General features: G+C 34.5%; 22 protein-coding genes. All 22 read right to left on the bottom strand.

Annotated features, from left to right (window positions below; genetic code table 11):
- Positions 1-50 precede the first annotated feature (50 nt).
- Positions 51-287, bottom strand: a complete 237-nt coding sequence (locus tag ACTQ5K_RS19475) for a hypothetical protein (RefSeq protein WP_441994212.1) — start codon at positions 285-287, stop codon at positions 51-53.
- A 71-nt stretch (positions 288-358) separates the two neighbouring features.
- Complete coding sequence (gene lepB / locus ACTQ5K_RS19470; RefSeq protein ID WP_053215780.1) at positions 359-892, bottom strand: signal peptidase I; 534 nt, start codon at positions 890-892, stop codon at positions 359-361.
- A gap of 19 nt (positions 893-911) precedes the next feature.
- Positions 912-1,154 (bottom strand): hypothetical protein, encoded by a 243-nt coding sequence (locus ACTQ5K_RS19465; protein WP_235251773.1) that lies wholly within the window; start codon positions 1,152-1,154, stop codon positions 912-914.
- Positions 1,155-1,418: 264 nt separating this feature from the next.
- On the bottom strand, positions 1,419-2,264 hold the full coding sequence (locus tag ACTQ5K_RS19460; protein WP_047944124.1) for a hypothetical protein: 846 nt from the start codon (positions 2,262-2,264) through the stop codon (positions 1,419-1,421).
- Between the two features lie 14 nt (positions 2,265-2,278).
- A complete protein-coding gene (locus tag ACTQ5K_RS19455) occupies positions 2,279-2,686 on the bottom strand; it encodes a hypothetical protein (protein ID WP_047944125.1) in 408 nt (135 codons plus the stop codon).
- A gap of 15 nt (positions 2,687-2,701) precedes the next feature.
- Entirely contained in the window at positions 2,702-3,013 is a 312-nt protein-coding gene (locus ACTQ5K_RS19450; protein ID WP_047944126.1) for a DUF2325 domain-containing protein, read from the bottom strand.
- A 95-nt stretch (positions 3,014-3,108) separates the two neighbouring features.
- Positions 3,109-3,555, bottom strand: coding sequence for a response regulator transcription factor (locus tag ACTQ5K_RS19445; protein WP_047944127.1), 447 nt, complete (start codon positions 3,553-3,555; stop codon positions 3,109-3,111).
- 164 nt (positions 3,556-3,719) lie between these two features.
- Positions 3,720-4,268: a hypothetical protein gene (locus ACTQ5K_RS19440; protein ID WP_144545622.1), complete on the bottom strand. Its 549-nt coding sequence runs from the start codon at positions 4,266-4,268 to the stop codon at positions 3,720-3,722.
- A 20-nt stretch (positions 4,269-4,288) separates the two neighbouring features.
- Positions 4,289-4,846: a hypothetical protein gene (locus ACTQ5K_RS19435; RefSeq protein ID WP_047944130.1), complete on the bottom strand. Its 558-nt coding sequence runs from the start codon at positions 4,844-4,846 to the stop codon at positions 4,289-4,291.
- A complete protein-coding gene (locus ACTQ5K_RS19430) occupies positions 4,839-5,519 on the bottom strand; it encodes a hypothetical protein (protein WP_047944131.1) in 681 nt (226 codons plus the stop codon). Before ACTQ5K_RS19430 ends, ACTQ5K_RS19435 begins: the two co-directional genes overlap by 8 nt.
- A complete protein-coding gene (locus ACTQ5K_RS19425) occupies positions 5,507-6,157 on the bottom strand; it encodes a hypothetical protein (RefSeq protein ID WP_152116066.1) in 651 nt (216 codons plus the stop codon). Before ACTQ5K_RS19425 ends, ACTQ5K_RS19430 begins: the two co-directional genes overlap by 13 nt.
- Before the next feature lie 285 nt (positions 6,158-6,442).
- Positions 6,443-7,171, bottom strand: a complete 729-nt coding sequence (locus tag ACTQ5K_RS19420; protein ID WP_047944133.1) for a hypothetical protein — start codon at positions 7,169-7,171, stop codon at positions 6,443-6,445.
- A 10-nt stretch (positions 7,172-7,181) separates the two neighbouring features.
- Complete coding sequence (locus ACTQ5K_RS19415) at positions 7,182-7,895, bottom strand: hypothetical protein (RefSeq protein ID WP_341195284.1); 714 nt, start codon at positions 7,893-7,895, stop codon at positions 7,182-7,184.
- A gap of 115 nt (positions 7,896-8,010) precedes the next feature.
- Positions 8,011-9,825, bottom strand: coding sequence for a group II intron reverse transcriptase/maturase (gene ltrA / locus ACTQ5K_RS19410; protein ID WP_144545618.1), 1,815 nt, complete (start codon positions 9,823-9,825; stop codon positions 8,011-8,013).
- Positions 9,826-10,397: 572 nt separating this feature from the next.
- The gene (locus ACTQ5K_RS19405; RefSeq protein WP_441994211.1) at positions 10,398-11,174 is read right to left on the bottom strand and encodes a hypothetical protein; all 777 of its coding nucleotides are present in this window, start codon (positions 11,172-11,174) and stop codon (positions 10,398-10,400) included.
- 160 nt (positions 11,175-11,334) lie between these two features.
- On the bottom strand, positions 11,335-13,167 hold the full coding sequence (locus ACTQ5K_RS19400; RefSeq protein ID WP_341118255.1) for a reverse transcriptase/maturase family protein: 1,833 nt from the start codon (positions 13,165-13,167) through the stop codon (positions 11,335-11,337).
- Between the two features lie 851 nt (positions 13,168-14,018).
- Positions 14,019-15,818: a group II intron reverse transcriptase/maturase gene (gene ltrA / locus ACTQ5K_RS19395; RefSeq protein WP_144545677.1), complete on the bottom strand. Its 1,800-nt coding sequence runs from the start codon at positions 15,816-15,818 to the stop codon at positions 14,019-14,021.
- Between the two features lie 698 nt (positions 15,819-16,516).
- Positions 16,517-17,317, bottom strand: coding sequence for a hypothetical protein (locus tag ACTQ5K_RS19390; RefSeq protein ID WP_321198297.1), 801 nt, complete (start codon positions 17,315-17,317; stop codon positions 16,517-16,519).
- A gap of 278 nt (positions 17,318-17,595) precedes the next feature.
- A complete protein-coding gene (gene ltrA / locus ACTQ5K_RS19385) occupies positions 17,596-19,461 on the bottom strand; it encodes a group II intron reverse transcriptase/maturase (protein WP_047940450.1) in 1,866 nt (621 codons plus the stop codon).
- A 745-nt stretch (positions 19,462-20,206) separates the two neighbouring features.
- On the bottom strand, positions 20,207-21,145 hold the full coding sequence (locus ACTQ5K_RS19380; protein ID WP_441994210.1) for a hypothetical protein: 939 nt from the start codon (positions 21,143-21,145) through the stop codon (positions 20,207-20,209).
- A 336-nt stretch (positions 21,146-21,481) separates the two neighbouring features.
- Entirely contained in the window at positions 21,482-21,805 is a 324-nt protein-coding gene (locus ACTQ5K_RS19375) for a hypothetical protein (protein WP_016205233.1), read from the bottom strand.
- Between the two features lie 604 nt (positions 21,806-22,409).
- Positions 22,410-22,583: a hypothetical protein gene (locus ACTQ5K_RS19370; RefSeq protein WP_369989789.1), complete on the bottom strand. Its 174-nt coding sequence runs from the start codon at positions 22,581-22,583 to the stop codon at positions 22,410-22,412.
- Positions 22,584-22,750 lie beyond the last annotated feature (167 nt).

The following is a 22,750-nucleotide window of genomic DNA, read 5'->3' as shown; positions in this document are numbered from 1 at the left end:
CTAGATGAATAATCATAAGAATTATTGTTTGTATAATCAGAACTACTTGATTACTCGTTTGAATTTTCAATCATTTCCCTTAGTACATTTCCATTTTCAAAATAAAAATTATTATTGAAAAACTCATTAGAGTTTTTGTTAGTTTCATAACTGCTTTTATTAGAGTAACCTTTCAATTGCCCATTTTTCATTCCACTTCGTTCTCTTATTTCAGTACCATTCCTTACGTTTATAAATTGTTGGATTTTTCTATGTTCCAAACTGTCTCTTCGTTGTTCTTTTTTCAACTCCGTTATATTTCTTTTCAAGTAGTCAATAACAAACATTAACGATATAACACATATTAGAAGAAAAATAATCATTTAAAACTATCCTTTCCGATTGAAATAGACACTTTGTTTAAAGGCCAATAACGCATTCCAATGCAGCCTTCTACACTTTCAATAGGAATTGTTCCTATTTCTCTACTATCCGTACTAAATTGTCTATTATCCCCTAATACAAATAAATGATCAGCTGGTACTTTCCCCACTAAAGCATAATCTTCCGTATAAATATCTTTGTTTTTAGGTATAAACACCTCATCAATAGCTTCATTATTTATAAACAATTGATTGTTCTTGTATTGGACCGTTTCACCTGGCAACCCAATTACTCGCTTTACTATTTTCTCTCCTGATGGAAGACGGGCAATTATGATTGAAAATCTATCCGGTGTATTAAATTTATTTATTAGAACTAAATCACCATTCTGTAGTGTAGGCTTCATAGATTCTCCATCTACCTTTAAAGGAACAAAAATAAATGATCTTACGATGAACAATACTATAAAAAAAATAAGAATTTTCCTTACATATGTTTTCATTTTTGTTCTCTCTTCTTGACTCATCATCTTATATCTATACTCCTATCTATTTTCGAAAACAGCCTATATCAAATAACCTTCCACTTTTTGTTACACCTGTTTCTAAAGTTAATATCCAATCATAGACATCATCTAGATTAAATCCATTTATCTTCAATTCTTTTGGGAATTCTATTTCTTCCTCAAAAATTTTATATAGCTTTTCTTTGGCCGTTTCAATTGGTCCAAATCCATATATATATTGATGTTTTACCTTCTTCCCCTCTCTATAAGATTTACGAATATACAAATACACCTTTCCTTTAGAGGTTTTCTTAGTTAAGTAACCCACCCTTTTCATGTACAACCTCACCTTTTTGTTTCTCCTACAAGTTGAAATTTTCTATATGTAGGGGAAACCCGTTTCAAAAAAATATTCCATTATAGATATAAATAGCTTTATCCAACCTATCAAACAAATCCATAACGGAATGGAGAAACATCCCCCTAAAAATACCCCTTTTATTAGGTTGCCTTCTAAGGTTTCTATTACTTCTTGTCTGATCAAATTAATTCATCCTTTTTTAATGATTTCTATATATTCGTCCGATTTAATTAGTAGATTGGTAAAACTCTTATCGTTAAATGTATTTTTATGTAGGTGTCCCCAACAAAGAATGTACTTTCCGATTAATTCTTCATCCGTATAAGTGAAATATTTAAAGTATTTTTCAAAGATAACGATTGAAAAAGGGATATTATTAATTTTTTTAAAGTTCAAGTAAATAACTTTTTCTCTTCTATTTATTGCTTCTATCTCTCCATGAACTAAATAAGGAAGGTTAAGTACAGCCATATCAGACCATAACTTCTCATGAGCTACCTCTTGGGACAAAATCAAATTGGAAATAGGGATTTTGTGGCCTTTCACTTGAATTAAAATACTACTAAGAATATCTGGTTCATAAGTGGAAAACAATTTAACAATAGATTTCAGTGAGCTTATGCTGTTAGGAGGAGCGGTTTCGTTTTTTATTTTAATAGTTTCCTTATTCTTTTTTTCTTCATCTTTGTCTTCTCTTTGGATTCTTCTAGGTTCATAATCAGGGTCTAATTTATTAAAACTTAATTTAATCACTGTTTCACTTAACCCTTGATCTATAAAATCACTTTGATAGTCATTAATTTTCGAAAGGCTCTCTTCAAACGATAGAGGTCTGTAAAATCCACAGGAAGAAGTATGCTTAGATTCATTTTTACCTGTAGTTTTAAAATATGGTGTTGTTCTTTCGTTACCTTTTACATGAACCAATGGTGCCTTGCAGCTTTTATCGATACAATAAATTTGTTGACTGTGTAGATCATCATTATATTCATTAATAGAGATAATCCTTCCATCACGAAACATAGCTGATATCATTTTATGTCTTCCTTTCATAACATAAATTTAGCTTTAACATATGTGCTCCAATTAACTTGGCGGCATTTCCATTTATACTTCTTCTCTTGCTTTCTCAAATAAGATATAGTTGCTTTTCTAACATTTTTTGCAAACTCTAATGCCTCTTCCATCTCAGAAAAGGAGAATGTCGTTCCGCTCAAAATATAGTCCTCTAAACAGTCCTGATCCTTTGTTAGCAAACTATCAGAGAAAATGATTTTTGCTCCTTTATTTCTACTAAACAAATGAAAATGTTTCTTTTTAATTTCTAAATGTATGGTTACCTTTTGGTAAGCTAATTCTAATAAATACTTTTCAAATTTTTCATCTGAAAAAGAAATTTTATAAAATACGCAAATCTTACCTTTTACACCTTTAATGTCCGTAGTAATGAAGAACATTATCTTAGCTCCTTTTTATGCAGACAATCCTTCAAAATAAGCAAGTGATGATTGAATTGCTCCAGTTACTCCGCGTCCTTGATGATAAACAATTGTTTTGTTTTGCTCTTTGCAAATCTCCTTAACCATAATCATAGATTTACGATTTATTGCCCCTTTTAACACAACTACACAATCCGCCTTATTGATTAACGTTTGGTATTCTTTTTTATTTCCTGACTTTTTCGATTCTCCAGGATGATGTAGCACTTTAAGCTCAAATCTGTCGCCCATTTTTTTGAACGTTTTATCTTGATTTCCACCAACAACCAACAATGTATTTGCCATTATGATCACTCCAATTACTTAATTTAAAATAATCATAACACAAAATACCACAAATACAACTTTTTTTAAATAAAACAAAACTTTCATTACATCATTCACAACCGAATCTCTTCTTTTGTTTTTAAGACATTAACAAATCGGTTATATTTTGATAAGATATATGCACCTATATCAGGGTGAACATAGATTGTTCCATGTAACAATACGTTTTCTATCGCTTCAGTCATTTCTTTAGTAGGCATTCGTTTGGATAAAAAACCGTTAAACATATTTAATTCAAAAGGAAACCCATTATCATTTTCCTTAATCAAAATGAACTTAGTACCATACTCGTACAAAGTCTTTATCTTATCCATAGCTTTTACTTCTTTTAAAGCCTCTTGTGTGAGAATTATAAGTTTTGGCTCACCACGTAAAGTATCTTGTAGACTATCTTTTGTCGAGACTATATAATCTTTACCGAATTTCACCTCCAATAGATCTTTAAAGCCTTTGCGAAAAGTAATATTCTCATTTTCAACAATAAAAATACATTCCTTCATAGCTGGTCCTCCCTAAGAAATCAAAAAAACCCTATCTTAAGTAAGACACCATAAAAGTGTCTAACTCAGATAGGGTTTTTCCCTTTAGATATTCAATTAATTGATATTATTATATCCTTTGAATCGCTAGATATCAACGTTTACTTCAAACTTTGATGGCTTTGTTAGTTTAGAATATGTCCATTGAGTAAGGTTACATATCGCCCTATACCATTTTCATCAATATACCAAGCTATTCGTGATGCTAAACCTATTGATGCATTATGATTATGAAGTGGTACTGCCGACTTATAGACTTTTTCTCCAGGATTAGGACTAACTAATACAATTGGCTTCTTATAATCATTAACTATCCAACAACCGTATTCTTGACAAGGAGAAACATACCAATTGGCATCCGTTCTTCCAGCTGGAAAATCCGGTTTAAAAGGATAGCACGATTTTTCTAAGGTTTCAATTTGTCCTTGTATCTCAGGATAAGAGATTTCCTCTTCTTCTAATCCATCCAATTCTTTTTGATTTATTTTTATATCCAGTTCCAAACTACTTATGGGTAAATATCTACTACATTTTGAAACAACGAACGGATTATCTACATCTACCTTATTCTTAATTGAACAGGATTCTGTTAAAACATCATAAAGATCACAAGAATTCCGGCATGTATAAGATATTTCTTTCGCATTTTTTGTATTATCTACTACTAAAGACAACAAGATATCACCTTCTTTATTTATGCTGCACCAAATGCATATGGGATTATAAAGCTAATAATCAATAGAAACCCCGCAGATGCCCATAGTCTCTTACTCCATCTACCAAATTCAGGGTGTTTCAAAAGTTTATAGAATAGAAACATAACTAATCCAACTAATGTCATTCCCACTACTGTATAAAAACCAGATAACTGTAATAAGTTTATTACATCAGTTGCAAACAGTGTAACATTTGTTGTGTTTATTGTAAATAATACAATTAAAAAAATACGAATTATAAAGAAAGAAATTGGAGCCCAAATTAGTACACCGGTAGCCCCTTTCATAACTTGCCCAGTTTTTGTAACAATTGAATACCCTAGCCTAACAACTCCAACCAGGAACATTATCGTAAAAAGAGATGAGAATAAACTAGAAACTATCGGTGCAGAATCATTTATGGAATTTCCCCAATTTGTAATCATATCATCCATAGATGGAGCATCACTAAAGGGATTTGCCATTGCTTTTGTAGGAATCAATAAAATTGTGATTATTATTAATGACATAATCGTTTTGACTTGGCTTCTAATCATTAAAGATCCCTCTTCGTTGATGAACTTTAAAAGTGAATTTGGACTCAAAAGTAGTGGATTGCATTCTACCATCAACAGCATAAACCTTATGTGAATAACTGAAATTATTGGCATTCTGATCCATGATATTTTCTACTGTAGCTAACCACTGAGAAATAATTTGTTTATTCACAGGTTTTGTTTTTGCCTCTTTTAAAAGAGGCGTAATTTTATTACCAGGAATTTTTAAACTTACATGGATGAGATTTGTCATGTATTTAAAACCACTTACATCAAAAAATTGGATGAAATTCCGATATTTTTCTAACACCTTAAATTGCTCATATAATGTACTCATTATTTTTGCCTTTTCTAGGCTTCCAGATAGTGGGATACTGATTGTTAAATCAATATTATGATGGTTCATTTCTCCTGAAGGTAAGACTTCTAAATGTCCTTGAAATGGACAATTTAAATCATCGCATAATGGTGAAAGCCAGCTATAATTAGCAAATATAAGATTTTCTTTTACATTTTCATAATAGTCATCTTCTTGCTTTATTTTCTCTGTACCAATTGGCCCTATTAAAACAAACTTATCTCTCGTTTTAAATTCTAATCTCGATAAGTTTAATTGTTTTTCCTTAATTGTTACCATAATCTCATTTATACTTTTTTCTCCTATACGAACCATTTCCATTTCTCCTTTTCATTTTTAAATTGTATTGGTTTTATCATTCCATTTTGGACTTTAATTTTTGTATAGAACGGTGTTTCTGGAAGATTGTCTATAAAATTATCAAAACTTGCTATCCATTGTCCTAAAACATCCGTTTTATTTTCATTTATTAAATAGGATTTTTCCTTAGGGTTAAGGTAAATTCGAATTTGATTTAACTGTTTTCTTTCTCCTTGAACCTCTATCGAATTAATTATGGGAAAAAGAGGGATGAGCTTTTTCAATTTGCTATATAATTGGGATAAAGTTGATAATTTATCAACTGCTTCTACAGGGATAATAATCTCTATATATTGCTCTTCCCGTATAAATTCACCTCTATCATTAATTTCTAAATTTACTGTAAAATCATGAACTTTAAGAGTGCTTAAAGGCAATAAGCATCTCTCGTACATACTAATTACTTCTTGAGATAGCACCTCTAAGTAATTTTTCTTGAGTGACATATTAAATGTATCTCCATATAAACAACCAATATAGAATTTATTATCTTTTATCCTATAATCTAAATTTAGTTTTTGAATATAACGATTGTCATCCTCAATCACAGACAATATAGATTCTAAACCAGCTGTGTTGATTTCAGATCTCATTCCACTGCCCCCTTTAGATGGCTTTTTATAATTTCTTTCATTTTTTTTATCATTGATGTACATTAGTATAGTATTAATATATATAGTAAAACTGTCGAAGCTTGTCGATTACAGGGATATTTTTACTAATTTTCATGAAAAATTCACCAAAAACTAGTTAAATAGACCTTGACTGGTGGATTTGTACCCGAGAGGATTCCCCCTTCACTAAATGAACAAATCCTAATTTGTTCATTTAGTGAAGGAGGTGAACTAAATTCACTTCCTCCGAATAGCAAATAACCCTTAAATTGCAGCTGCCTCATATTCGATTTTTTCATCCGGGATAATATAATCTGATGAAACAGCATGTTCTAAAATTTCTATCTTTAAAACTCTTATATTTTTTCCTTCTCTTTCAATTTCTAAAGACAAGGAATCCTTTCTATTTATTCGATACACACTTTCGCCAATATTTATCCACGCTCTTTTACCATCTGAAACATGAATATATTCCTCTTCCATACCTAGAACAGATACAAGCCAACGCTGCTTCCCTTGTAAATTATCAGCTATTTTTGTAGTGGGTATATCATCCACTTGATCCTCTATTTCTGAATTTACTTGTTTATTTCTACATTCTCGAGAAGTTGTGGTATTTAAATCTGTAAGGTTAAGTTCCTCTTCAAGAGGTCCACTTTGCTCGTCACATAGTTCCTCAAAATTAATTTCTTTAGTCAAATTCGATAAGTATTCTATTGTTCTATCATCTAATTCTGAAACAGTCGGAGTAATATGATAAATATTAGTTGGGCGCATAACTTCTTCCCAATCATCTTCCTGTATATTTAGATTTTGAGTTTCTTCTAAATAAATAATTTCATCTTTCGATTTAGATTCTGTCTCTGTTGGAATTAATCCATTCTCTAAATAATACTGTTTCATCTTTAAATCCATACAGACTGCATGGAAAAAATATTCTATTAGAAAATACATATATACAAACCAATCTAAATTTATCGTAATAGTATGCATTTTTATCCTCCTAAAATAATTCGAATGCCAGCTGACCACTGACTACTCTACGTTTATTTTTCTTTTCTGGTTTTTCCTCCACTAAATCAAACAAGGAAATTTGTGAACTATCATTATTTGTTTTAGACTCCCTCTCACTTCGAGTTAAATAGTCTACTATTTCACCATCAAGAGCTGAATCACTTCCAAAAGCAGCATATAAATCTACTTCCAATATCATTTCGTTAAAATGAAAACCAGGAATTTTACCTTTCTCTATATTGCTAGCGATAGTTTTAGATTTTCTTATAAGAACATTTCTTGAACTGTCAGTTTTAATGTACTTATTAGCCCATTCTTCGAAATATTCTTTGTTTGATTTTAATGAGAAATTCTTTGGTTTTCCAATATTAGAAAGAATTTCTCTAGCTCTATCAGACGCTTCTGCAACCCATTCTTCCGTACTTCCTTGAAGCACATTTCCTTTCTTTATCGACTGTATTAACATGGATTGTAAATCGCCAGTATCCCCTAACATAGCATTCAATCCATCACTTGAAACATCACCGTTAATAGCACCAGCAGCTTTATTCTTCATGGCTATCAATGTTGCCATTTGTTCTTGGTACATATTTTTATACGCTAAATAATACAGTCTACACTCCTCAGTTTGTTTTATTCTCCACGCTCTTCGTGCAGCTTGATTAATTGTAAATAAAGACCAACTAAATTGATAAAATATCAATGTTGGAGTACATAATAGTCGGGTAGGTCGGAGATGTTACCACCTCTTTCCCCCCTAAGAACCGTACTTGTACCTTTCAGCACATACGGCTCAAGCCATCTATCATCCTCTCAACTTAATAACGGAACTTCTTGAATGCTCTTTTCATAAGATTAATAGCCTTTTTACTATTCACGTCTTTGATACCATTGCTTTCTAGGTAGTTTACGACTTTTGGTAATTTCTTACCTTCGCCATAATTCTCTAACAATACATGGTGTGTTTTATGACATGATTTGTGTAGTAGTTCGAGGTTATCATAACTATCAACTCCGCCAATTACTACAGGCACTATATGATTGCTTTCAATTGGTTCTATTCCTTGTAAGGATTCACCACAAATTCTGCATTTGTATCTGCTCTTTTTCGCAAGTTTCCTTTTAGCATTAGTATTTTCCCTATTGAATATTTTCTCGTCACGTTTATCAAAGTAAGCTTTAAGCGATGCGTCAAATGGACTATTATATTGTTTGATCTTTACGTGTCTTTCAATCTTAGTCCAACTCATGCGAATAAGCTGTTTCGTATTATCTTTTGGACACGTTAGGAGCCACTTGTCTTTGCTTACGCCTGTATTGTCTGGTTTAAAGTACATTTTCATCAGTTTTCTAAATGAAGTTCTATGATGTCTGTGTTTAAGGTAAATTACGACTTTTTCATTAACATAAGTATCAATGTCTCTGAAAATTACTTTGGCTACTGTTGGTGACCAATAGTTTGCAATCCCTTGTAATACACGATTCAGTTTTTCAATTAGATATGCTGTTTCTCTGCCTTTTCCCCAGTCGAATACTTCCTTGATTTTCTGTTTAGCATTTTTGACACTTTCAAGTGATGGTTTAATGAATAATTTATTTCCATCCTTAGTTGGGTATTGTTTGAAGTTAAATCCGAGGAAATCGAATCCTTCACTAATATGAACAACTCTTGTTTTCTCCTTTGCTAACTTCAATCCACGTTTGTCTAGATATGGTTGTAATTTTTCGTACATCCCAACGGCTTGTTCTTTCGTAGGGCAGACGATAACGAAATCATCTGCATATCTAACAACGCCAACTGACGAGGTATACAATGTATCTCCCTGTCTTTTAGAGTGGATATATCTTACTCCAATTTCTTCTTCCATCCCATGTAATGCTATGTTCGCTAACAGTGGTGAGATGATTCCGCCTTGTGGTGTTCCCTTGTCTGTTTTATGGAATGTAGCATTGTCAACGTATCCACTTTCCAACCATTCTCTAACGATTTTGTTATTTGGGAAGTTTTTAATTCTTTCCATAATAAGGTCGTGGTTTAAGTTGTCAAAGCAGCCTTCAAAATCACCTTCGAAAATCCACCCCTTAGCGCTTCCTCTGCTTAATTTCACGAATAAATCGCTCATAGCGTCATGTGCGCCACGTTTAGGTCTGAATCCATACGATGTCATTTCAAATTTTGCTTCCCACTGTGGTTCTAGAGCAGTTTTAAATACGTTTTGGTACACTCTATCAACAATTACAGGAATGCCTAACGGACGTTTCTTTCCATTCTTTTTAGGGATATATGTTCTTCTAGCCGGTTTAACCTTAATATTTCTTATACTGTACATTTTAAGTTTGTTGTATAATTCAACTCGCTCTTGCGGAGTGTTAGAAATATATCCGTCTATACCAGCTGTCTTTTTGCCTCTATTTTCTTGCGTTACGCGCTTAATACTTAACAGTAAATTCGCTTTACTTCTAAGTAGAAGTCTTTGTAATTTCCTTACTTTTCTCGTTTGTTTAAGTTGTTCGGCACGATAGATTCGTTGTTGAAGTTTCCTTACATAGCGATTAACTTTCATCCAATTAATTGAGTGCCAGTTATCCACCAGTGGGGAAACAGCCGACGCAACGTACTCGTTGGTTTTCATAACATATCTCCCTCTCTTTAAGGATTATTCTTTTCGCTTTCTATTCGTGTTGATGACCACGTGGAAGTCTGCAATCTTTCGATTTGGGTATTGCCCTATTCGACGGCTTATACAAATGAGTTTTCACCTTAACTTTCGTTATGTCGACATTCGCTTTCTCCACGTTCCTTTACCCTCTACATATTGTGGTTTCCTTACGGTCACCCTACCTTAGATGAGAGGAATGTATAGGGCTTACCAAGTTTCACTAATAATAGATACGTTAGGTTAGGCATCCTTCTTTACTCCGGTGGATCTATGGGTCATTTCGCAGTTCCTCGACCGTAGAACTTTTCCTATCCACATCTACAAGCTTGTTCAATCACAGTACGCTTGTTGTCGGTAACGAAGACTACAAAGGTTCAGCTTACGCTTATACCTTCCTAACTTTCCTAGCTCTTTTGGAATTCTGTGTAAATTCCTCCATTAAGCATTTAACCCTCATGCAACCCAACAATTCGATTACTCGAAAAGCAGTTTCGGGCGGGAACGTCCTCAATGACTAAGACGGTTTCTTATGGAAACACTATTATTTAGCAACTTCTTGTCGCACGGTCTAATCCTACTTTCACTAATTCTTGAGATACAATACAAACATCATAATTTTCTTTTTTTATCTTTTTTTCTAACCATTCACTTCGTCTATTTGTACTTGTTGAAGAAGTATCCAGGATACAGACCTTAGCACCAATCATTTCTAAAATATGCTTTAATCGTGGTCTAACATCCCTACCTTCAACGCTTGACCCGGTATCTCGAACATAAACAATAGATTTTCTTCCTTCAGATATCTCGCCCTTAATTATTTCCTGTAACTTCTTCTCTTTGCTAAGAATTCTTTCTTGTTCAAATGGTTCTGGCTTCCAAATAAGTTCACCATTCATATAAAATGCCGGATAAGTAAATGGATTATCTGGGTATGAAATTCCAGTCTGAGTTAACGGCATATATAATTTAAACCCATCTTCTAACTCCTCAATGGATCTTTCAAAAGTGTTGACCATTCTCAGATAATTTTGTTGAAGATCTTCATCTGGTTTCACTAGTATAGTTGGCACATTCACGAATTCAACTGGATCTGGCCAAACATCAACTAATCTAACAAGTACTGTATTTTGTACAAGAAATTTTGAAAAAACAAACGGTGAAATACCTGGTAGTATTTTCTCGTTTCTTTTTGTCCCACCTCTTGATTGCTTGTTTGTATATTCAGCATTGGAATCTTGATTATAAGTGGTGGTTTCAATTACCCCATATTCTTCGTTCCATTTTCTAACTTCAGAATATTTATAACCATTTTCCACCATCAAAGAAGGAAACAGCCTCCATAAGGTATAATAAATATCTTCCGCAACGGGATAAGAAGGCGGTGCCTTGCCATATTACTATGGTAGGTTTCCACCAACTCTCCCCCAGAACCGTACTTGCAAGTCTCCAAGCATACGGCTCACTATTATCCACCTAGTTTAATTACAATTGTCCTTTGTGTAATTTCATATGACAGTCGTTTCCTTGTCCTCTAGCACATAAAGCTAATTGTCTTCGGTTACGAGCAATCATAATCATTTCCCACTTTTGAAGATTTTTCTTCTTTTTGAGGTCTTTTAATTTCCGGACATGATGCATCTCTAAATCGACATCTATCGCTCCGCAGTATTCACATACGCGAGCTTTCATTCTGTCAATTAGGCTTGTGATACCACTGTACATCCAACCATTAGGTAGATTATCCACTTTGAAATCTTTATTTACTTTTTCTGCTCTTGTAAACGAGCTGATTAAAGTTTTAGACTTCATTCCTTTTTTCGTTTCATATTGAACAGTAAATACTCCATTAACACTGAATTTATCTATGACTTTTCTAACCGAAATTTTATATTTACTAGCAAACGTTTTATACATACTGTATTCCATGATGTATGCCATTTTATTAAGCACACTCACGTTATTTGCTATTTTGTAATATTCGTAGAATCCTCGTAATTCAGCATCATAGATGCTAATAATTTCAAGGTCGTCATTATTGATAAGTTCAGGTCTATGAATCATTTTCCAATCGTTATCGTTTATTCTTAGAATGTTCCTATCAAGAAGTTTATTTACCCATTTTTCCTTCGGGACATAAAGTTTAACCTTACCGTTATTTTGCCTTTGGAGTTTGCCATCTTTATTTCTTGTTGGTTGTGTACTGTAACTTGTTACAATATCAAAACCTAGAAATCTAGCTTTCTCCTTATGAGCATGAGTGATAAGGGTCTTCTCTACAGATAGTTCAAGTTTTAGCTTATTAGCTAAGAATGCTTTAATATCCTGTTTGATTTTTAATGCATCTCCCTTGCTACCAATTACACCGACAAGAAAATCATCAGCATAACGAACATAATTGATTCTTCGGAAGTCAGGATCAAACGGGTCAGTCACATTCATCTCATTACGTTTCTTAATGAGTGCCTTGTAAACTCTGGTGTGTTCCTTTTTCTCGGAAGTGGACATTAAAGCCCATTCTTCATCTGATTTCTTCATTTTCGTTAGTTGCCATTCTAACGCTCTGTATTCATGTGTCCGTTTTCGCTTCTTACCTTTATTGAATTCTTCAGCATATTGTTCCATATACTTATCCAATTCATGTAGATAGATATTTGCTAATAATGGACTGATAACGCCACCTTGAGGTGTGCCGCTGAAAGTCTTGTGGTAAACCCAATCCTCTAGGTATCCTGCTTTGAGGAATTTCCAGATAAGTCGGATGAACTTTTCATCTTTTATCCTTTTCCTAAGAAGATTGATTAAAGTGTGATGGTCAATGTTGTCAAAGAATCCTTTGATGTCTCCTTCAACAAACCACTTAACTCCAGTGAATGTTTTTTGTATTTTGTCTACAGCAGTTTGGCAACTAAGTTTAGGTCTAAAACCATGTGAAGAATCACGGAAGATAGGCTCGTATAACCCTTCTAAGATTCTACGTGCTACTTCTTGAACTAACTTATCATCCATTGAAGGAATTCCTAGAGGTCTTTGACCTGTTGGCTTCTTTGGGATGTATTCTCTTCTTGAAGGTCTTGGTTGATAACTTTCGTCTTTTAACTGTTCAATAATTTTACGGATTCGGTCGATGCTCATACCATCAATGGTTTTTCCGTCCGTTCCCTCTGTCATATTACCTTCCTTTTTGGCTAACTTTGCATAAGCTTCTAGGAAGAACTCTTCATTATATAGATTTCGATATATACGCTCGAAAACGTAATTCTCATCTCTCTTGGACATTTCAACTAGGTTGTCCATAACTACTTTTGGGATTCTCAAAGTGTCTCCACACCTTCCTGATTTTGTTCTGGACTAGATAACTTGGTCCCTTCGCCATGTACTAGGCTTTCCCTAGCTCTGACTACTACGGACTCTCTGTTGCCATATTGGATATTCAGACACCTAAAGTGCCATAGCCTTTACAGGCATTCCAACTTAGGCAATCCCCATTTAGTACATTTAGTAATAGGCTTGAACCAGTGTCGGATGCGACTTTCGCCATTTACCATTTACTATGGTTGGAAGACCACTGAGGCATAACTTTATAAACGGAAAAGCTATTTATAAAGCAGTAATTATCTAACGGCAAGGCTATTAGATAATATTTGGTCAATAGACGTTAATAGAAGTCTTCCGTCTATGTCTTCGCTAGGACTCCTTTGGCTATCGTTCACGCAGTTTAGCATTCATCCTCGTCTGTTTCGGTTTCATCTTGCCATTCAGTTGCACCATGACAACTTGGTGACTTATGGCTTTTCACCTAATATGCTGTGTTCCCCGTTATTGGTTTCCCTCACGAGTAAATTAGTAGATGATAGGAGACAATCGATGCCTCTACACTCCTACGACTTGCCTAAAGTCGAATTACTAAATGCCCTTATGGGCGCACTTTTCCACCAAATAATGTTCCCGTTCCTCCAACCACTTTCTTAGCTGCCGCTGCAATACTTCCAAGTGCATTTCCTTGAGCACTTGTCGATGCTTTCAATAGCGATAGGTAAGTATTTGGATAGTTTAATAGAATAAACTTTAGAATAAACTTCCTCCTTAAACAGTCATTTCAGACTGACCTTTTCCCCCGCTCCACACCGTACGTGAACCTTTCAGCTCATACGGCGTTCCATCTAGTTTTATCTAATAGTAATCCTTTCGAGTTTACAAAGTTTCCTGAGTTGGTTTACTTTCTCGATTTGTTTAGTATGAAGGTTGAATCTATTAACATACTTTAATATGGTTCCTTCCCTAGTAGCGTGTATCAGAATGTGAATGTCCTTATGAACGATGACGAGGTTTTGAAATTCGTCTGTTCCGCCTAAGCTAGTAGGTTTCTTGTGATGACAGTGAACATTAATCGCTTTAAGAGGGATTCCAGTTATAAAACATTTCCCTTTTTGAGCGGAATATTTAGATAATCTATTATCCATGTATTCTACACTTCTATTAGGAAGTCTGGATCTCATTAATTCAGCAATTTGTTTGTCCCAATCAAAATTCTTTTCATCTGTATAAGGATTTATAGACTGGGAATAATTGAAATTATTCGTTGTCTTTACTTGTCCTATTGGGAACAAGTACACATCAGCTACTTTGTAAGTTTTACGTGTATTCTTGTAAAACTTTAGATACGCTCCCTTCCTAGGAAGGTTAATAGGGATACCATATTTTGAAATCTTTTTCAGCCTGTTTTTAAGAGTTCGAAGAACTCGATACTCAATATCGCTCATATCTTTGACAATATGGGTGGCATATTTGAAGTTGTTTTGTACTCCCAAGACCACCGAATTGTAAAGATTAGCGTTTGAGGCTGTCGGATGTTTCTGTATGCTTTGAATTCTACCTTTTAATTTTCTGACGATTTGTTTTTGTTTATCATCTTCTATATGAGAGAAGAACACTCTTTTGTCTCCTTTGATAGCCGTTTTAAATTTATAACCAAGGAAGATTGAAGACTTTTTCCTTAAATTAATAATTTTTGACTTTTCGGGCGAGATTTCTAGCTTTAGTCTTTTATTTAAGAAGTCAACTACTGCATGAAACCATTTAACCGCTGAGTCATGATTATTAGTCATGATTCTGAAGTCGTCGGCATATCTGACTAAAAACCCTTCTTTCAATTTGGAAGTTCTTCTAAGGTTTACATATTTAGAGTAATTAACCGAGTATTTACGCTTAGTTTCAAAGGATTCCCATTGATCTGCTACCCAATGGTCTAGTTCGTTTAGAACAATATTGGATAACAAAGGCGAGAGTATTCCACCTTGCGGTACGCCTTTTGTTGGTATTCCTTCGCCTTTTATTGGGGCTTTAAGCATTTTTCCGATTACTGCAATTACTCTTTTATCTCTTATGCCAATATTCCAAATTTGTTTAAGAAGTATGGAGTGATTAACGTTGTCGAAAAATCCTTTAATATCAATATCTACCGTGTAGTGATATTTATTAATATTAACTAGTGTTTGTACCCTCGCGACTGCGTGCCTTGTAGTACGGGTCGGTCTAAAACCGTAAGAATGATTATAGAATTTTCCTTCGCATATAGGCTGCAGAATATTCATAAACATTTGTTGTACAATTCGGTCTTGTATGCAAGGTATTCCTAATGGTCTTTTACCTTTACCATAATTCTTAGGAATCCATTTGCGTCTAACAGTCTTGGGCTTGTAATTCAACACGAGATTTCTCATATATAAAATGAATTCACTCTGTTCCTTTCTGGCTAGGTCCAGAATTGTCTGGTCATCAGTACCCGGAGTTTTTGACCCCATGTTTGACTTAACTAACCGATAGGACAGAAGGATGTTTTCATCAGAAATTATTAACTCTAACAAATTCTTGAAATTTTTTGTTCCCTCTCGACTTCTAAGGAATAAATTGTTTTGTGTTTCTGAGAAGTCGTAGTATTGTTTGTGTCTTTTCGTTATTGCGCTCATTGGTGCAGAAATCAACTCCTTTGGCGTGATTTCCAACTCACCTTCTTACCCGAAACATGAGCTTCAACTTTTACTCGAATTTCTATTAGTAAGACTAGACTTGGGCCTATCCCTCCACTATGTTTCCATAGCTTCAACGGTACTGTGACCCTACTTTCACAACCATAAACACATTTCGATTAAAATTAATCTTATAGTGACCTCCCCACTGATAGGTGTTTGGGTAGGAGTTGGTTGCTTACCACGTTCCGATATACCTAGCTATGCATATATACCCGTAGGTGGTCGCTTTACACCTGTGAGCCTTATAACCTCTTTGTTGGTTATCCCGATTTTCATAACGAACAATCTTACTCATCGGTATCTCACCCTACAAAAGTAGTACGAAAGGTTTCCCAGTCGTTAATCCTCTAGGCGCGTACATTCGCGATCTTTGTCAGTTCCCCAACGGAACATTCTCACCATAGGTATTTTATAGCGTCCCGGCCTATCTCTAACCATACCTTCTCTTTCGAGTGGCTTTAGTGCTAGATTCAGCCGACTTCACCTAGTTCCACACAAAACGCAAATTATCGCTATCACGATATATGCGTGTAGGAGTATCAGACTGTCGGTTTCAGCTCAACATGACGGCTTTCATTCCCGACATCGGTATATCAGTTGTATCTAAAGATTTACTTTAGACCACCTATTTCGTATCAAGCGACACTTATAAGGTAACGTGTCACACGTTCATGAATCTCATCCACAATTGCAATATCAAAAAAATTTTTCATTTTTCTTCGAATGTATTCAATACTAGCAACTCTTCGTGGTTGACCCTGCTTTTTTGGTACCTCTTTTTGGTTACTTTGAATATGCTCTAATAAGTTCTTATTTCCCTCTTTAATGGCATGAATCAATTTCTTTTCATATACATACCATTCTTTTATTGATGAATAACGAGTTGCTACCTTCTTGGTCCATAAGCTTTCTCCACATTCTGAACAAAAGGCATTTGCGGGCTTTTGTGTATTTTGGAGCCTTCTTCCAGTTCCGAATTCGTCTTTATCCATGGTTCTTGTAGAACGCACTTCTATTTCTTTAGAAGGTTCATCCGTATCAGGAATCATTTTTATATCTTCAATTACCTGGTGAGCCTTTCCACAAGAAGGACAATAATAACCATATCGATAAGGTAATCTATCTTCACTTTGCTGTTTACTAGTTTTTTTCTGACTAAATTGAACAGCCGGAACGATAGATGAATCTCCTCTCATGGTCGTAAAAGATATAACGAAAAAAACTGGTTTTTTTGGTTTCTTTCTTCCACTCATTAACCAATCACGATGATAAGTAATTAATTGACTCGTTCTTTCAATTACTCTCACTTCAGCATGAGGAATTATTTCTTTAATCTCTTCTGGCCACTTTTTAGTTAAAGAAGGTGGGCACATTAAAACACTATGATATCCTTCTTTATTTTTCATATCCGATAGTACATCAGCCACAGCAGTCATAATAGTACTTTATGTGTGGCATCTCAATCCGCAAGGATTGAGGTAGCCACTACCCATTTCGGGTGCGATAGGTAAGATTTTGAAGTAATCTCCATCTTTTCCCCCGCCCCACGCCGTACGTGCGATTTTCACCGCATACGGCGTTCCATCGGGAAGCCTTATTTCAAACTGTTGTCTCAGTTCTCCAAAAAGACCGTTATAGCATTACGACTATAACCGCCATTACACTAATTTGTTCAAAATACGAATAAGAGTTAATTTATACTCGAAAGCCGTACTTACTTAGCCTCTTTAAGCAACTTTCTAAGTTGCTCAATTTTCTTTCCACCTTTTGTATTGGTAATAGGATTTTCGTTGTGTACCAGCTTATGGCATGTTTTGCACAAGGATACTAGATTCATCACCTTATTGACTTTGATGAGCGGTAGTTTAGGGTTCTTATGGTGCGTGTTGAGATTCCATTCATTTAACGGAACCTTACAACAGTTACATTTTCCCCTATCTCTGTTAAATGCATATTCTCTATTCAGATAGAATTCGAAATTATATATCGGATAACGGTTATTGAGTTGATAGAAAGGAATATCCTCTTGGAAGAAATTCGGTCTTTCTAATGCCTCACGTTTACCGGTTGTCCGTTTATAAATATTTCTGCCTTCTTCTGTGTAGGGTGACATTAAGAGATTCACTTTCATTGCATTACGTTTAGGAGTAAATGCAAATTTGGTGATTCCTACTTTGGCTCCATGCTCTTCAACGAAGAACACCTTGCTTTTCTGCTCTTTATGTCTGTCTCTTCTATTTATAAGGGTGTCCGCTGGAGTGGTCAGTTGATGATACCGTCCACGACGATTGTTCATAAACAACCATGTTCTCCATTGGGCGTAATGAATACGTTTATCAAACCCTTGAAATATAGTAGATACGTTGGCGATTTTATAATAATTTGCTATACCGACGATCTTTGAGTTGATGCTCTCGATTATAGCGACCTGTTTGGATTTATTACCGCGGTGGTCATAAAGGGTTTTAATATCTTTATTAATTTCCCTTATTTTCACCTTGGCTTTATCCATATTAGGGATAGCTTTTCCTTGTATGCTGCCTTTTCTAAGCCGATGTTCTTCTGCAAAAATCCAGAATCCTAAGAAATTGACCCTATTAGTTCTCACATCAGTGATTAAGGTCTTTTCCTTGGATAGCTCCAGTTTCAATTGGTGGTTAAAATATTTTTCCACTTTTTTGAGAATCCTTTTGGCATTTTCCTCGCTTTTACAGAGGATAACCCAATCATCTGCGTATCTGATTAGAAATGTATCTTCGTGTCTTTGACGGACACGTTGTAACCCATTTCGAGAAACGTCTTTGACCTTATACCTAGCAGGATGCTCTTGGAACATTCTAGCAATCTCCCAATCAAAGAAATTAAGATAAATGTTAGCCAGAAGAGGTGAGATGATACCGCCTTGTGGGGAACCACTAACGCTATCTTTGACATTACCTTCTTCCATAATTCCTGCTTTTAGCATTTTCTTAATCATCATAAGCACTCTTTTGTCTCGGATTCCTAATGTCCACATTATTTCAATCAACTTATTGTGATTGATGTTATCGAAATATCCTTTAATATCGCCCTCTATTACCCAATAGGTTTTGCTTCTCCTAATACGTTCAAGTGTTTCAGCAATGGCTTGTTCAGCTGAACGCATTGGTCTAAAACCAAAGCTGTAATGGTAAAACTTAGCTTCTGCTATGGGTTCAATGACAATTTTGGTTATTTCTTGTATGATGCGGTCTAACATGTTAGGAATACCCAAGGGACGTTGCTTACCGTCTGATTTGGGAATGTACTTTCTTCTTACTGGACTAGATTGATAATTATTGATATTCCTACGAATTAGGGACATCAACTTATCTCTGTCCATTTGAAGATAGTAATCGATAGTCTTACCATCAATTCCAGCAGTTTTGCTTCCTTTATTACCCTTGATATTATGAATGGCGGTCAGTATAGTCTGCTCGTTCTTCATAAGTTCAATAAGGTTGTAGAAAGGTTTATTGCTTTCTTTGGCTATTCGGTACATACTATCAAGTGCTAGTTTTAGCTCTTTTTCGTTTTGCGGAAATTGTTTATTATCCTTCATTTCTATGTGGATCGCCCCCTTGATTAGAGGAATGGACTATCCGAAATGAATTAACTCTTTTACTCTCACATGGTTCGTTTGAACACTTTCCTCATTAGTGTAATACTTCTCGACTAACACCCTTCCCTAGAATAGTTTCTACCCTCTCTTACACTTCGTTGCAGAAGCAACTTATAGCAAGATACAAACGGCTATTCATTATAGGTACTATGGTGTCGCTGACTTCCAATAAGTTTCTTAGGCTCCAATGCCTCCGCTTATTGGCTCTCGCACGTTCCCTTTAAACTAGCCCTTCTTTTACATTCCTTAGATGCCCTCTATACTCCGACGCTACTTGTTCATGAGTAGACTATTCCTAACTCTCATGAATCTTATATAGGCACTGGAAAGACCTATATAAGCAATTTCTCCACAGGCAAGAGAGAAATACCTTCACGCTTTACCCAACCATATATCTCGTTATTATGTTGGGGAATGTCTAACGGAGCGTACATACGAGGGTTCGATTTCGCTCATCATAGAATGTTTTTAAAGCCTACCGCCCTAAATCCACGTTTAACGAGTTCGCTTCAAGGACGACTTCACCTAGCTTCAGACCTCTATCACATTGGAATGATAGACGCATGTAGGAGTCTCATAGACATGACTTGACTTGGAATATTAGTCATGACAGGGGATTTCACCCTGTAAATCGATTAAAGAGTTGTAACCAATCTTATAAAGATTCGGCCCCCGCTTTTCGTGTTTAAGCTGCACTTATAGCGGAACGTGCCGCACTACCTGTCGACATTTCGCCTTGGATGATTACAGCCTTACTCTTAGCAAGTATTTTCGCTACAGCAGTACTTACATGAGCTTGAACTGGAAACAATTCACGTTTATAAGTACTAATTTTAGGACTAATATGATCCACTAAAGGATTATGAATTGGTGATACCTCTCTGCTAACTTTATTAATCATTCCCTCAACATTTTGTTGCATATACTCTGTCAAATCTGATACCATTTCTACTTCAGTTCCAGTACCCTCTTTGCGGAATCTTAACTTTTTCTCTTTAATCATTTTAGAGATTAAATTATCAACCTCTTCTTCTGTAGCTTGTAACTTAAATAAGGAAAATCCTTTTGGAAATAATTTAGAATCAAAGTAAATATCTACAGATTGTAAAATTCCTATATTTAAAAATTCATGAAAAATAATATCTTTCCATTCGGGTAGGATATGTAGTCCAAATTTGCCTCCGCCTAAAACTGTACGTAAGTCTTCTGCTGGATCCCCAGTAAAAGATAAAATATAATCATCATTTCCCATTAATTCATCATGAACAACAACAATTGCTTTTCTATTATTAATAATAGTCATTGGAAATTTTTCGTATTTCCCTTTTTCTGTATAGAGTTCCAATTCTTTTGTATAAGTATAATCTGTTAAGCCTTTCTCTCCGTTTCCGAAAGACAAACCACTTGATCCTATATCAATAGCAGCCTTCATAGCTTGTACAGTAGAATCATTACCAGCAATAATAGTTAAAAGCAGTTTTGCTCTTTGCCAATTTTGCTTTGGTTTTTCATAGGCTAATCCATAGCAAAAAGCAGTCTGCCATGCATCATCAAGATATACTTCAATCATTTTTGGTGTTTCTATTAACTCTTCTGTTATACTTATCGTTTTAGTTTCCTTCATGCTTTCTACCTAATCAGAATAGAAAGCATCGATGCCTCTATCTAATTAGGTAGGGCACCTCCCTCTTATTAATTCATTTTTTTATCAATATACATTTTAGATAAATAAGACATTGCTGTATCAAAAGATGGACAAAGCTCATTAGATATAGACACTACTTCGGATCTTTTTGAATTATGAATCAAAAACCAATATTGGTTGTATTGATAACCGCAATATTCTATATATCTATCTTTGTATTTGAAATACGAGAACTGAACAGTTTCTATGTTCATATTTTCACCTTTGTGTGTGGTTATAATCTCATTTCCCATTACATTGTGCTTCCTGATTGGTTTAATCTTTAACAAGCGGTACAAGGGATACGCTACCTTCTAATCCTGCTACAATATCTAGTAGATTCTGTCGATTTTCGATATTGATATCTTTTATTTCTTTAACTTTGTTAACTGCTACGTCATATTCTCCAATCATTAATTCTATTTCCATCCACCACCAAATTTTATGGTAAGTTTCATTCCCATGATGAATCTGCTTTATAATGCAATATCCATCCTGTTCTACTTTCTTTTCGATTTGTTTTACTAGTTCCTTGGTGGTCCTAGAATTCTTGGTCCCCTCTTTTAATTTTCTCTTTTTAGATTGCTTTTTCGTCGTCATACCTCTCTCAATCCTTTCTGTTATGAATTCATCTGTACAAATGCTTCGTTAAAATAACACAAAAAAGCCTTTGTGATTTAATGTAGATAAATAGCTTATAAGCTATTTATTTTCATCAACCACAAAGGCTGTTAACGTTATATTAAGACTGCTAATCCCTTAAGGGATTGCAAATAAAAAATAAAAGTACGAAACATTTGTATAGTGGTATTATATCCCTACTTTTCTTTTAAGACAAGTAGATAACAAAATTGGTTTTCCCTTATATAATATATATTTTAAAAGAATTGTTTTTATTAACTTAGTATTTATTTGCTTGCAAAAATTACAACCACCCCTTGTAAATTTCTCAACCTATAAATACCTTGAAAATTTCACAATAGGGGTTGAAAATTTTACAAAGCGAAAATTGTTAGATAATTACGCCTTGTAATTTTTACAACCCATATTATATTTCCGCTTTGTAAATTTTACATGGGGTGTTGTGAAATTTACAAAACGCTTTGAAAAAACTACAACCCCCATTACAATTTTGATAATGCGGAAATTTTAGTGGATTACTTTAACATTATTTATAGTTTTGAATTAAGAAATATTTACATCGCTACGGCTTGGTGATAATGGTAATATTCGGTAGCTCATATATGTTATAGAGTACAAACTCAACAACATGAAGAGCTTGTTTTAATATTCTTACTTCATGTGTTTTTATTTCATGCGCAGTATGATTCCCCATGTCTCTAATCTGGGGCAGAACCTGTTTTTGAGCCTCATCAATAATATTTTTTTCCTTAAGAGTATTTATTTTTTCAAAAAGGTTTTAATTCCTATCTTTGGTTCTCCACTTTTCATTACTTGAGTTTGAGTAATCCCTTTTTCCTTGCATATTGCCTCTACAAGCATACGAATCCCCATTCCACATACATTTTAGATAGAAATGTAGTC

This window comes from Niallia sp. Sow4_A1, assembly GCF_052116745.1.
GTDB lineage: Bacteria > Bacillota > Bacilli > Bacillales > Cytobacillaceae > Niallia > Niallia hominis.
This window is presented reverse-complemented; position numbering and strand designations above follow the sequence as displayed.